This is a genomic window from Kitasatospora sp. NPDC023176 (assembly GCF_055560495.1).
Genome location: NZ_JBVHIP010000030.1, coordinates 1 through 13436 on the forward strand (window position 1 = coordinate 1; position 13436 = coordinate 13436).

Genomic DNA, 13436 nt, shown 5'->3' on the forward strand with positions numbered 1-13436 from the left:
GCCGCCGAGCGGACGCTCTGCGCACTGTTCGCCGAAACCCTCGGTGTGCCCGCCCTCAGCATCGACGACAGCTTCTTCGACCTCGGCGGCCACTCGCTGCTCGCCACCAAACTGGTCAGCCGCATCCGCACCGCCCTCGGCGTCGAACTGTCGATCCGCACTCTCTTCGACAGCCCGACGGTGGCCGCCCTGGCCGAGGCCCTGCCCGTCTCCGGCGCGGCCCGCCCGGCGCTGCGGCCGGCCGACCGGCCGGAGCGCGTCCCGCTCTCCCCTGCGCAGCAACGCCTGTGGTTCATCGACCAGTTCGAGGGCCCGAGCGCCCTCTACAACACCCCGTTCGTCGCCCGCCTCGCCGGCGCGGTCGACACCGCCGCGCTGGCCGAGGCGCTGGCCGACGTGGTCGCCCGGCACGAGGTGCTGCGCACCACCTTCCCGGCCGCCGACGGCCGGCCCCACCAGCTGATCGTCACCGACACCGTGCCCGTTCCGCGTACCCGCCGGGTGGCCGACGAGGAGGAGTTGCGCGTCGCCCTGGCCGAGGCCGCCGGCGAGGTGTTCCACCTCGCCGAGGACCTGCCGATCCGGGTCTCGCTGTTCTCCCTGGACGGCGAACGGCACGTCCTGCTGCTCCTGCTGCACCACATCGCCAGTGACGGCTGGTCCGTCACCCCCCTGCTGGGCGACCTCGCCACCGCCTACCGGGCCCGCCTCGCCGGCACCGCTCCGCAGTGGGAGCCGCTGCCCGTCCAGTACGCCGACTACACCCTCTGGCAGCGCGAACTCCTCGGCGACCAGGAGCAGCCCAGCGCCCTGCTGACCGGACAACTCGCCTACTGGCAGCAGGTGTTGGCCGACGCCCCGGAGGAGCTGGCCCTCCCGTACGACCGCCAGCGCCCGGCCACCCCGAGCCGCCACGCCGGAACGGTCGAGTACCGCTTGGACGCCGAACTGCACCAGCGGCTCGGCGAGTTGGCCGCCGCCCAGCAGGCCAGCCTGTTCATGGTGCTCCAGGCCGCCGTCGCCACCCTCTACACCCGCCTCGGCGCCGGCACCGACCTCCCGCTCGGCACCCCCGTCGCCGGGCGCACCGACGAGGCGCTGAACGACCTGGTCGGCTTCTTCGTCAACACCCTGGTCCTGCGCACCGACACCACCGGCAACCCCAGCTTCCGCGAACTCCTGGACCGCGTCCGCCGCACCGACCTGGACGCCTTCGACCACCAGGACATCCCCTTCGAGCGCCTGGTCGAACAGCTCAACCCCACCCGCACCCCCGCCCGCCACCCGCTCTTCCAGACCGTCCTGACCGTGAACAGCGGCCCGTCCCCCGTGCTCACCCTGGGCGGGGCGAGCGGGGTGCTGGAGGGCGCGGGCGCATCCCAGGCGCACTTCGACCTGAACTTCAACTTCACCGAGCAGCACGGCGACGACGGCACCGCGCTCGGCGTGGTGGCGGCCGTCGAGTACGCGGCGGACCTCTTCGACCACGCCACCGCCGCCACCCTGACCGAGCGTCTGCTGCGCGTCCTGGACGCCGCCGCCACCGACCCCGACGCCCCCATCGGCACCATCGAGATCCTCAGCCCGGCCGAGCGGCACCGGCTGCTCACCGGCTGGAACGACACCGCCGTCCCGGTCGCCGACACCACGCTGTCCGAGCTGTTCGAGGCCCAGGCCGCCGCCACCCCCGACGCGCTCGCCGTGGTGTCCGACTCCGAGGAGCTGAGCTACGCCGAACTCGACGCCCGGGCCGGCGCCCTGGCGGCCGTCCTGCTGGCCCGCGGGCTGGCGGTGGAGGAGCCGGTCGCGATCCTGATGGACCGCTCGGCCGAGCTGGTGACGGCGATCCTGGCGGTCACCAAGGCCGGCGGCACCTACGTCCCGATGGACGCCCGCTACCCGCTGGACCGGATGCGGCACATCCTCGCCGACACCCGGGCGCGGCTCGTGCTGGTCGATCCGGCCCACCGCGACCACCCCGCAGTCGACGACGCCGGCCTCACCGCCGTAGACGTCACCGCTACCACCGACACCCGGACCCCCGGCACCCACACCCCCGGCACCCAGCCCCCCACCGGCCGGCGCTCCCACCCCGGCCAGCTGCTCTACGTGATGTACACCTCGGGCTCGACCGGCGTCCCCAAGGGCGTCGCCGTGACCCACCGCAACGTGGTCGACCTGCTCGCCAACCGGCACTTCCACCAGGGCCACCACGAGAGCGTCCTGCTGCACTCGCCCACCGCCTTCGACGCCTCCACCACCGAGGTGTGGGCGCCGCTGGTGACCGGCGGGCGGATCGTCCTGGCCGCCCCCGGACAGCTCGACCTGCCCGCGCTGGCGGCGACCATCACCCGGCACGCCGTCACCCTGGTGCAGGCACCCTCGGGCCTGCTGCGACTGCTGGCCGAGGAGACCCCGGAGACCTTCCGCGCGGTGCGCCAGGTCTGGACCGGCGGTGACGTGGTGCCCCCGGACGCGGTGCGCCGGCTGCTCCAGGTGTGCCCGGAGACCGAGGTGGTCGCGGTGTACGCGCCGACGGAGACCACGGCCATCAAGACCACCTTCACCATGACGCCGGACGCGGACGTCCCGGCCGTGGTGCCGATCGGCCGCCCGCTGGCCAACACCCGGCTGTACGTCCTGGACGACACCCTGCGGCCCGTCCCGGCGGGGGTGCCCGGTGAGCTGTACATCGCGGGCGGCGGCCTGGCCCGGGGCTACGTCGGCCGCCCGGCGCTGACCGCCGAGCGCTTCGTCGCCTGCCCGTACGGCGGCAAGGGCGAACGCATGTACCGCACCGGCGACATCGTCCGCTGGAGCCCGGACGGCGTGCTGGAGTTCCTCGGCCGCGTCGACGACCAGGTCAAGATCCGCGGCTTCCGGATCGAGCCCGCCGAGGTGGAGGCGGCGCTGGCCGCCCACCCGGCGGTGGGCCACGCGGTGGCGATGGTCCGCGAGGACCAGCCCGGGGACAAGCGCCTGGTCGCCTACGTCACCGGCACCGCGACCCCCGGCGAGCTGCGCTCCTTCCTCACCGACCGCCTCCCCGCCTACATGCTCCCGGCGGCCGTCGTCACCCTCGACACCCTGCCCGTGACCGCCAACGGCAAGGTCGACCGCCGCGCCCTGCCCGTCCCCGACCACACCGGCGCGCCGGAGGGCCGGGCGCCCCGGACGGGGCGGGAGCGGGCCCTGTGCCGGCTGTTCGCCGAGACCCTCGGGCTGTCCTCCCTCGGCATCGACGACAACTTCTTCGACCTCGGCGGCCACTCGCTGCTCGCCACCAGACTGATCAGCCGCCTTCGCACTGCCCTGGGCACCGAACTGCCCATCCGTACCCTCTTCGACCACCCGACCGTCGCCGGGCTGGCCCAGCACCTCGGCGAGGGCGCCGGTCCGGTGCGGGCCCGGCTGCTGCCCCGGGAGCGGCCGGAGCTGGTCCCGCTCTCCCACGCCCAGCAACGCCTGTGGTTCATTGACCAGTTCGAGGGCCCGAGCGCCCTCTACAACACCCCCCTGGCGATCCGGCTGACCGGCGCGGTCGACACCGCCGCCCTGGCCGAGGCGCTGAACGACGTGGTGGCCCGGCACGAGGTGCTGCGCACCACCTTCCCCACCACCGACGGCCGGCCCCACCAGCTGATCGCCGAGAGCGCCCGACCCACCCTGCGGGAAAGGACGGTGGCCGACGAGCAGGCCCTGCGGGCGGCCCTGGCGGAGGCGAGCCGGGAGTCCTTCGACCTGGCCGTCGACCTGCCGTTCCGGTCCTGGCTGTTCTCGCTGCCGACCGACGAGCACGTGCTGCTGGTGCTGATGCACCACATCGTCAGCGACGGCTGGTCCGTCGGCCCGCTGCTGCGCGACCTGGACGCCGCCTACCTGGCCCGCAGCACCGGCGCCGGCACCGCCCCCGACTGGCGGCCGCTGCCCGTCCAGTACGCCGACTACGCGCTCTGGCAACGCGAGCTGCTCGGCGCCGAGGACGATCCGGCCGGCCCCCAGCACGCCCAACTCGCCTACTGGAAGCAGGCCCTGGCCGGTCTCCCGGAGGAGCTGACGCTCCCCTACGACCGCAAGCGGCCGATGGCGCCGACCCGCCGCGGGGACACCGTGGAGTTCCGGATCCCGGCCGAACTCCACGCCGCCGTCGTCGAGTTGGCGCTGGCAAGCCGGTCCAGCGTGTTCATGGTGGTGCAGGCCGCGCTGGCGGCCACCCTGAGCCGGCTGGGCGCGGGCGCCGACATCCCGCTCGGCACCCCGATCGCCGGCCGCACCGACGAGGCCCTGGACGAGCTGATCGGCTTCTTCGTCAACACCCTGGTGCTGCGCGCCGACCTTTCCGGCGACCCGAGCTTCCAGGAGCTGCTGGAGCGGGTGCGGCTGGCCAACCTGGACGCCTTCGAGCACCAGGACGTGCCCTTCGAGCGGCTGGTCGAGGTGCTCAACCCGGCCCGCTCGACGGCCCGGCACCCGCTGTTCCAGGTGATGCTGACCTTCGGCGCCGGCTCGGACGCCGAGGCCGCTCCCTCCTTCGCCGGGCTGCCCGCCCGGCTGGAGCCCTCGGCGGCCGAACTCGCCAAGTTCGACCTGGCCTTCGGCTTCAGCGAGCAACTGGCCGCGGACGGTTCCCCGGCCGGGATCGGCGTGGTGGTCGAGTTCGCCGAGGAGCTGTTCGACCCGGCGACGGTGACGGCCGTCGGCGAGCGCTTCGCGCGGCTGCTGGCCGCCGTGGTGGCCGACCCGGCCCGCCCGGTCGGCGAGGCGGAGATCCTCACCCCGGCCGAGCGGACGCTGATCCTGGACCACTGGAGCGCACCCGGGGAGCAGCCGGCGGCCCTCGAACCGCGCACCCTCCCGGAGCTGTTCGCGGCCCAGGCGGCCCGGACCCCGCAGGCCGTGGCGGTGGTCCACCGGGACGAGCGGATCGACTACGCCGAGCTGGACGCCCGGGCGAACCGGCTGGCCCAGGTCCTCACCGGCCGGGGTGTCGGCCCCGAGCGCCTGGTCGCGCTGGCGCTGCCGCGCTCGGTGGAGCTGGTGGTCGCCGTGCTCGCGGTGCTCAAGGCGGGCGGTGCCTACGTGCCGATCGACCCGGACTACCCGGCCGACCGGATCGCCTACACCCTGCGCGACTCGGCGCCCGCCCTGCTGCTCACCACCACCGCGGCCGCCGCCCGACTGCCGGACCCAGAGCTGCCGTTGCTGCTGCTCGACGCCCCGGAGACGGCCGCCGAACTGCGGCAGGCGCCCACCGAGGCCCCCGCCCCGGCCCTCGGCCCCGACCACCCGGCGTACGTCATCTACACCTCGGGCTCGACCGGCCGCCCGAAGGGCGTGGTGATCCCGCACGGCAACGTCGCCCGGCTGTTCTCCGCCACCGACCACTGGTTCGCCCCGGGCCCGCAGGACGTCTGGACGCTGTTCCACTCCTACGCCTTCGACTTCTCGGTCTGGGAGCTGTGGGGCGCGCTGCTGCACGGCGGCAGCCTGGTCGTGGTGCCCTTCGAGACCAGCCGCTCGCCCCGGGAGTTCCTGGAGCTGCTGGTGCGCGAGCGGGTCACCTTCCTCAACCAGACCCCGTCCGCCTTCTACCAGTTGATGCAGGCCGACCAGGAGGAGCCGGAGCTCGGTGACCGGCTCGCCCTGCGCCGGGTGGTGTTCGGCGGCGAGGCGCTCGACCTGGCCCGGCTGGCGCCCTGGTACCGGCGGCACGCCGAGGACGCTCCGGTACTGGTCAACATGTACGGCATCACCGAGACCACCGTGCACGTCTCCTACCGCCCGCTGGACGCCGCCACGGCCGCCGGGCAGTCCCGTTCGCTGATCGGCGCGGGCATCCCGGACCTGCGGCTCTACCTGCTGGACGCCCGGCTGCGCCCGGTGCCCGCCGGGGTGCCCGGCGAACTGTACGTCGCCGGCGCCGGCTCGGCCCGCGGCTACCTGGGCCGCCCGGCGCTGACCGCCGAACGCTTCGTCGCCGACCCGTACGGCGCCCCCGGCACCAGGATGTACCGCACCGGCGACCTGGCCCGCTGGACGGCCGACGGCGAACTGGAGTACCTGGGCCGGATCGACGCCCAGGTGAAGATCCGCGGCTTCCGGATCGAGCTGGGCGAGATCGGCTCGGTGCTCAGCCGCCGGCCCGAGGTGGCCTCGGCCGCCGTGGTGGTCCGCGAGGACGCCCCGGGCGAGAAGCGCCTGGTCGGCTACCTGGTGCCGGCCCCGGCCGCCGCACCGCCGGACCTGGACGCCCTGCGCACCCACTTGGCCGCCGAACTGCCGGACTACATGCTGCCGGCCGCCCTGGTGCCGCTGGAGCGCCTGCCGCTGACGCCCAACGGCAAGCTCGACGAGCGGGCGCTGCCCGCCCCCGAGCCGGGCCGGGCCGGCGGCGGCCGGGGCCCGCGCACCCCGCTGGAGGAGGTGCTCTGCGGGCTGTTCGCCGATGTGCTCGGTCTGGAGCGGGTCGGCATCGACGACAACTTCTTCGAGCTGGGCGGCCACTCGCTGCTGGCCGGCCGCCTGGTCGCCGGGATGCGCGAGCTGACCGGCAGCGCCGAACTCGGCGTCCGGGCGCTGTTCCAGGCGCCGACCGTCGCCGGGCTGGCCGAGCTGCTGGCCGGGTCCCGGGACGGCGCCGCCGCCGAGGAGACCTTCCCGGTGCTGCTGCCGATCCGCACCCGGGGCTCGCGCCCGCCGCTGTTCTGCGTGCACCCGGCGGCCGGGATCAGCTGGGTGTACACCGGCCTGCTGCGCCACCTGGACGCCGAGCAGCCGATCTACGGCCTCCAGGCGCCCGGACTCGCCGACCTCTCCCGCCACCCGGCCGACCTGGCGGAGATGGCCCACCGCTACCTGGCCGAGCTGCGCTCGGTGCGCCCCCAGGGCCCGTACGCCCTGCTGGGCTGGTCCTTCGGCGGCCCGGTGGCCCACGCGATGGCGGCGCTGCTGCGCGGCCAGGGCGAGCAGGTCGAACTGCTCGCCGTCCTGGACGGCTACCCGGAGCTGGACGAGTACGCCCGGTACGCCGGGGATTCGGCCGACCGCGACCCGGCGCTGCTCGCCGCGATCCTCGAGTCCCTGGGCCAGCAGGCCGGCGAGATCACCGCCTGGCCGGCCGACGAGGCGGGCTACGCCGAGCTGGTCCGGCACGGCGACGGCCCGCTGGCCGGGCTGAGCGGCGCCGGGGTGGCCCGGGTGGTCGAGGTCTTTCTCGCCAACCTCGCCCTGGCCGGCGACGCCCCGCTGCCCGGCTACGACGGCGACGCGCTGGTCTTCGTCGCCGCCAAGGACCGCCCGGCCGACGCCCCCGACCCGGAGAGCTGGCGGGCCCACGTGGGCGGCCGGCTGGAGGTCCACGAGGTGCCCAGCACCCATGGCGCGATGACCGGGGCGGAGGCCCTCGCGGTCATCGGGCCGGTGCTCGCCGACCGCCTGCGCCGCCCGGCGCAGGAGCCCACGCCCCACCCCTGAGCCGCCCCGCCGTCCCCCCGCACGACCGCACGACCGCACGACCGCGACACCCCCGCACCACCACGCCAAGCGGCCGCGACCCGGCCCACCACGAGGAATGGACACACCGATGCAGACTGCCGTCATCCCCGACACCTGGCGCGGCGTCACCCCGGCGCCGATCTCGTCGACCGACGCCTACAACGGCTTCATCGCCGCCAACGTGATCTTCGCGCTGGACCGGATCGGCGTGCTGGAGCAGATCGGCCGCGGCGAGGCGCTGTCGGCCGCCACGATCACCGCCGAGCGCGGCGACACCGCCCGCACCGAGGCCGTGCTGCGCGCCGCCACCGACTACGGCTACCTCAAGGCCGACGGGGCCGGCTACCTGCCCACCGAGGCGGGCCTCGAGATCGCCGCCGCCCGCGGCTACTTCACCTGGGCCGTCGGCGGCTACCACGACGTGTTCGGCCGCGCCGGGCACCTGAGCACCGGCTCGCACCACTACAACACGGACGTCTTCCGCGACGAGGCGATGGTCGCCCTCGGCTCCGCCCAGTGCGACCAGTCGATGTTCGCCGCCCAGCTGACCGACGTGCTCTCCGGCATCGACTTCCGCACCATCGCCGACCTGGGCAGCGGCACCTCCGCCCGGGTGCGCCGGGTGGTCTCCCAGCGCGAGGGCAGCCGCGGCCTGGGCATCGACATCAGCCGCCCGGCCACCGACATCGCCCGCGCCGACATCGCCGCCGCCGGGATGCGGGACCGGGTGACCGCCGTCCGGGCCGACGTGCTGGGCCTGCTGGGCACCCAGATCGACAACGACGCCGAGGCCGCCGAGGTGGCCGAGGTCGACACCGTGATGAGCTTCTTCCTGCTGCACGACCTGCTGGCCGACCCGAGCACCCGCTCCTCGATCTTCACCCGGATGCGCGAGGCCTTCCCGAAGGCCCGCACCTTCGTGCTCGGGGACACCATGCTGCGCGGCCCGGGCGAGTCCCAGAGCGCGATGCCGGTCTTCTCGGTCGGCTTCGAGCTGGCGCACGCGATGATGGGCGTCCCGCTGCACACCAAGGAGACCTACGAGCAGCTGTTCACCGACGCCGGGCTGCGGATCGACCGCGTCGAGGCGCTGGCCACCCCGCACTCCTGGCTCTACGTCCTGCAGGCCGACTGATGGCCGCCGCGTCCACGGCCAGACACCTGCTGGCCCAGAACGAGCACCCGTACCCGCCGCTGCCGTCGGTCCTGGCCGCCCTGGCCGGGGCGGTCGCCGACCTGAACCGCTACCCGGACTTCCGCCCGGAGCGGTTCGCCGGGATCATCGCCGACTGGCAGGGCGTGCCGGCCGCGCAGGTCGTGGTCGGCCACGGCTCGGCCGGCGTGGCGCTGGACCTCTTCCACGCCGTCGTCCGCCCCGGCGACAACGTGGTGCACTCGGACCCCTGCTTCGACGCGTACCCGCTGTTCTGCCGGATCGCCGGGGCCGAGGCCAGGGCCGTCCCGCTCGGCCCGGACGCCCGGCACGACCTGGCCGCGATGGCCGGCCGGCTGGACGAGCACACCCGGATCATCGTGCTGTGCAACCCGCACAACCCGACCGGCACGGTCTACTCCTGGGCCGAACTGACCGAGTTCTTCCGCCGGGTGCCGGCCACCGCGCTGATCCTGCTGGACGAGGCGTACGTCGACTTCGCCGGCGGCTGGGCGGCCCCCGAGGTCGAGGCCCGGATCGCCGAGTGGCCGAACCTGGTGGTGCTGCGCACCCTCTCCAAGTCGCACGGCCTGGCCGCGCTGCGGATCGGCTACGCCGTCGCGGCGGAGTCGGTGGCGCAGCGGGTGCGGGACGTCCAGGTGCCGTACGCGGTGAACCGGCTCCAGGAGGCGGGCCTGCTGGCCGCCGTCGCGGCCCAGGACGAGGTGGACCGGCGGATCGCCGAGATCGCCGGCGAGCGCGAGCGGCTGCGGGCCGAACTGCTCGCCCTGGGCCGGGCGGTGCCGCCGAGCCTGACCAACTTCCTCTGGGTGACGGCCCCTTCGCCCGAGGAGCAGCTCCCGGTCAGGGCCGAGCTGGAGCGGCTCGGGGTGGCCGTCCGCTTCTACCCGGGCCAGGGCATCCGGATCGCCGTCGGCGAGAAGGACGCCAACGACGCGGTGATCGAAGGTTTCACCCTGGTCGACCCGCCCGCCACCGAACCCCGTTAGCCCGCACCATCCACGACACCGCAGCAACGAAGGACAGGACATGCACCCACTTCTGGCGCGGCCGGAGTTCCGGCTCTATATCGCGGGACAGACGCTGTCCGTCCTCGGGGACAGCGCCCTCTTCATCGCCCTCGGCATCTGGGCCAAGGTGCTGACGGGGAGCAGTTCGGCGGCCGGTCTGGTGATGTTCTGCTACGCCGTCCCGATGCTGCTGCTGCCGCTCGGCGGCCTGGTCGCCGACCGGGTCCGCCGACGACCGCTGCTGGTCACGGTCAACCTCGTGCTGGCGGTGGCGGTTTCGCCGCTGCTGCTGGTCGCCGGCCGGGGCCAGCTGTGGATCATCTACGGCACTGCGGTGCTCTACGGGCTGGCCGGGGCGATCCTCACCCCGGCCCAGAGTGCCATGCTGCGGACGATATTGACGGAGCGTCAGGACTTCGGGGCGGCCGTGGGCTTCACCCAGACCATGCGCGCGGGCACCACCCTGGTCGCGCCGCTGGTCGGCTCCGGCCTGTACGGGTGGCTCGGCGGCCGGGCCGTCGCCCTGGTCGACATCGTCATCCTGCTCGCGGCGGCGCTGGCCTTCCTGGCGCTGCGGGCGCCCGAGGCCAGGCCGGAGCCCTCCGGCCGGCACTGGCGCACCGAGGTGCTGGCGGGCTTCCAGCACCTGCGCACCACCGCCTCGCTGCTGCCGCTGCTGATCGCGACCACCGCCACCGCGACCGTGCTCAGCTTCCTCCAGCCGGTGCTGTTCTCGCTCATCCAGCACGGGCTGCACCGCTCGCCGCAGTTCCTCGGCGTGCTGGAGACGGTGGAGGCGGTCGGGGCGCTGGGCGGCTCGGTGCTGGGCGGCATCCTGATCGGCAAGCTCGGCCCCCGCAGGACCGTCATGCTCGGCTCGGCGACCTTCGGCGTCGGCGCCCTGCTGCTGCTGGCGCCCTCGGTCTGGGTGGTGTCGGCCGGTCTGCTGATCGCGGGGGCCGGCATGCCGGCCGGCGTGGTCGGCCTGGCCACCGCCGCCCAGTCGCTCACCCCGCCGCACCTGATGGGCCGCACCCAGGCCGCCGTCAACCTCTCGCTCACCGCCCCGCAGGCGATCGCCATCGGCGTCGGCGCCGGCCTGGTGGCCGCGCTGGACTTCCGGACGGTGCTCGCCGCGATGGTCGTCGGCGCGCTGCTGTCGGGCCTCTACCTGCTCGGCAAGCCCGACGCCGCCGTCGAGGACGAGGACGACGAGGAGGAGCCGGCCGAGCAGCCCGCCGGGGCACTCACCGCGGACCGGGCCGGGGAGCCGGCTCAGGACGCCGAGCCCGCCCCGCGCCTGCAGTCCACCTGACCGACCGCCACCACCCACACACCCCGCTCCACGCTCCACCCACCACGCCACCGGCCTGCCCCGGCGGCGGCCCTGCCGCACCGCACCGCCGCCGGGGTGGGCCTCCGCGCACTCCTCACCAGAGAGCCCCTCAGATGCCCGACCGTTCCTCTCCCGACACCGCGCCCGCCACGACCGCCACGACCGTCACGGACGCCACTGCCGACGCCCCGCTCCCGCTCGCCCTGGACCACGTCGAGTTCTACGTCACCGACCTCGCCGCCGACGTCACCCGGCTGACCGCCGAGTACGGCTTCGACCTGCTCGTCCCGCCCACCGAGCGCGGCGAGAGCGCCGAGCGCTGCGTCTCCGCCCTGCTCGGCCAGGCCGCGATCCGGCTGCTGCTCACCCAGCCGCTGGCCGCCGGCCACCCCGCCACCGACTACCTGGCCCGGCACCAGGACGGCGTGGCCGCGCTGGCCCTGCGGGTGCCGGACGCCACCGCCGCCTACCGGGCGCTGACCGGCCGGGGCGCCGACGGGCTGCGCCCGCCGCAGGCCGCGGACGGCTGCGTCACCGCCGTGGTCGGCGCCTTCGGCGACGTGGTGCACACCCTGATCGAGCGGGGCCCGGGCGTCCCCGCCGACCGGATACCGGGCCTGCCCGAAGCCGTCCCGGCCGGCGGTGACGGCACGGTGGGCCTGCGCTCCGTCGACCACTTCGCGGTCTGCGTCCCCTCCGGCGAACTGCGCGACACCGTCCGGCACTACTGCGAGGTCTTCGGCTTCCGGATGGTCTTCGAGGAGCGGATCGAGGTCGGCGCGCTCGGCATGGACTCGATGGTCGTACAGAGCCCCGACCACAGCGTCACCCTCACCCTGATCGAGCCGCTCACCCCGGACGCCGGCGGCCAGATCGCCTCCTTCCTGGCCGACCACGGTGGCGCCGGGGTGCAGCACGTGGCCTTCTCCTCCGAGGACGCCGTCCGCTCCGTCTCCACCATGGCCGCCCGCGGCGTGCCCTTCCTGCGCACCCCGGGCGCCTACTTCGACGCCCTGCCCGCCCGGCTCACCCCGCTGCGGCACTCATTCGACGAGCTGCGCGACCTGAACCTGCTGGTCGACCAGGACCACGACGGCCAGCTGTTCCAGATCTTCACCCGCTCCCAACACCCGCGCGGCACCTTCTTCTTCGAGGTGATCGAGCGCATCCGGGCCCGCAACTTCGGCAGCAACAACATCCGCGCCCTCTACGAGGCCGTCGAACTCCAGCGCAGCGCCAGCGAAGTGGCCGGATGAGCGTCACGACTCCGACGGACCGTCAACTCCCGCTCTGCGTCGCCGACTACGCCGGCCCCGCCCGGGCCGCCCTGGCCCCCGAGGTCTGGGACTGGCTGGCCGGCGGCGCGGAGCGGGAGCGCACCCTCGCCGCCAACCGGGCGGCCTTCGAGCGGCTGGCCGTGGTGCCCCGGGTGCTGGCCGACGTCTCCGCCTGCGACACCGCCACCACCCTGGTGCGCAGCCGGTCGGCGCTGCCGGTCGCGGTGGCGCCGATCGCCTACCACCGCCTGTTCCACCCCGAGGGCGAACTCGCCTCGGCCCGGGCGGCGGCCGCGGCGGGGGTGCCGTTCACCGTCGGCACGCTCAGCAGCGTCGGGTTCGACGAGCTGGCGGCCACCGGCGCCACCCTCTGGTTCCAGCTGTACTGGCTGCGCGACCGGGCGCGGCTGCTCGACCTGGTCGCGGCGGCCGAGGCGGCGGGCAGCGAGTGCCTGGTGGTCACCGCCGACGTGCCGTACATGGGCCGCCGGCTGCGCGACGCCCGCAACGCCTTCGCCCTGCCCGGCGACGTCCGCGCCGCCCTGCTGGAGGACGGCGCCGCCGGGCGGGCGCACCGGGCCACCGCCGACGTCTCGGCGGTGGCCGCGCACACCGCCGAACTGCTCTCCCCCGCCGTCACCTGGGCCGACCTCGGCTGGCTGGGCCGGCACACCCGACTGCCGCTGGTGGTCAAGGGGGTGCTCGACCCGGCGGACGCCCTGCGGGCCGCCGATCTGGGCGCCGCCGCCGTGGTGGTCTCCAACCACGGCGGCCGCCAGCTCGACCGGGCGGTTCCCTCGCTGACGGCGCTGCCCGCCGTCGCCGACGCGCTGGCCGGCCGGGACTGCCAGGTGCTGCTGGACAGCGGGGTGCGCGGCGGCTCGGACGTGCTCGCCGCGCTGGCCCTCGGGGCGTCCGGGGTTCTGCTCGGGCGCCCGGCGATCTGGGGCCTGGCCGCCGACGGCGAAGCGGGCTGCACCCGGGTGCTGGAGCTGCTGTCCGCCGAGCTGCGGCACGCCCTCGGCCTGGCCGGCTGCGCCGACCTCGCCGCCGCCACCACCCTGCGCACCACCCCCCTGCCCTGCCCCGCCTGGAGTGCCCCGTGAGCGTTGTCGCCCCACCGCACGAGCTGCGGCTGACCGATC

6 protein-coding genes are annotated in these 13436 nt (G+C 74.9%); all 6 read left to right on the top strand.

All coding sequences use genetic code 11. The features are described from left to right. Positions 1 to 7473: amino acid adenylation domain-containing protein (locus ACZ3YL_RS31545; RefSeq protein ID WP_465660626.1), on the top strand; the 7473-nt coding region annotated here is incomplete at its 5' end. 109 nt (positions 7474 to 7582) lie between these two features. After that, entirely contained in the window at positions 7583 to 8629 is a 1047-nt protein-coding gene (locus ACZ3YL_RS31550) for an SAM-dependent methyltransferase (RefSeq protein WP_188308509.1), read from the top strand. Beyond that, positions 8629 to 9657 carry a pyridoxal phosphate-dependent aminotransferase gene (locus tag ACZ3YL_RS31555; protein WP_188308510.1) on the top strand — a complete coding sequence of 343 codons (1029 nt, stop codon included), beginning with the start codon at positions 8629 to 8631 and terminating at the stop codon, positions 9655 to 9657. The genes ACZ3YL_RS31550 and ACZ3YL_RS31555 overlap by 1 nt, the downstream gene beginning before the upstream one ends. 40 nt (positions 9658 to 9697) lie before the next feature. Next, positions 9698 to 10993, top strand: a complete 1296-nt coding sequence (locus tag ACZ3YL_RS31560; protein WP_465660628.1) for an MFS transporter — start codon at positions 9698 to 9700, stop codon at positions 10991 to 10993. A gap of 134 nt (positions 10994 to 11127) precedes the next feature. Beyond that, positions 11128 to 12270 carry a 4-hydroxyphenylpyruvate dioxygenase gene (hppD, locus tag ACZ3YL_RS31565; RefSeq protein WP_465660630.1) on the top strand — a complete coding sequence of 381 codons (1143 nt, stop codon included), beginning with the start codon at positions 11128 to 11130 and terminating at the stop codon, positions 12268 to 12270. Next, positions 12267 to 13397 carry an alpha-hydroxy acid oxidase gene (locus ACZ3YL_RS31570; protein ID WP_465660632.1) on the top strand — a complete coding sequence of 377 codons (1131 nt, stop codon included), beginning with the start codon at positions 12267 to 12269 and terminating at the stop codon, positions 13395 to 13397. The genes hppD and ACZ3YL_RS31570 overlap by 4 nt, the downstream gene beginning before the upstream one ends. The last annotated feature ends 39 nt before the right edge of the window (positions 13398 to 13436 follow it).

Bases quoted from the DNA above. Each gene is read 5' to 3' on its own strand.
- ACZ3YL_RS31550 (WP_188308509.1), top strand. From the start codon at position 7,583: ATGCAGACTGCCGTCATCCCCGACACCTGGCGCGGCGTCACCCCGGCG.
- ACZ3YL_RS31555 (WP_188308510.1), top strand. From the start codon at position 8,629: ATGGCCGCCGCGTCCACGGCCAGACACCTGCTGGCCCAGAACGAGCAC.
- ACZ3YL_RS31560 (WP_465660628.1), top strand. From the start codon at position 9,698: ATGCACCCACTTCTGGCGCGGCCGGAGTTCCGGCTCTATATCGCGGGA.
- hppD (WP_465660630.1), top strand. From the start codon at position 11,128: ATGCCCGACCGTTCCTCTCCCGACACCGCGCCCGCCACGACCGCCACG.
- ACZ3YL_RS31570 (WP_465660632.1), top strand. From the start codon at position 12,267: ATGAGCGTCACGACTCCGACGGACCGTCAACTCCCGCTCTGCGTCGCC.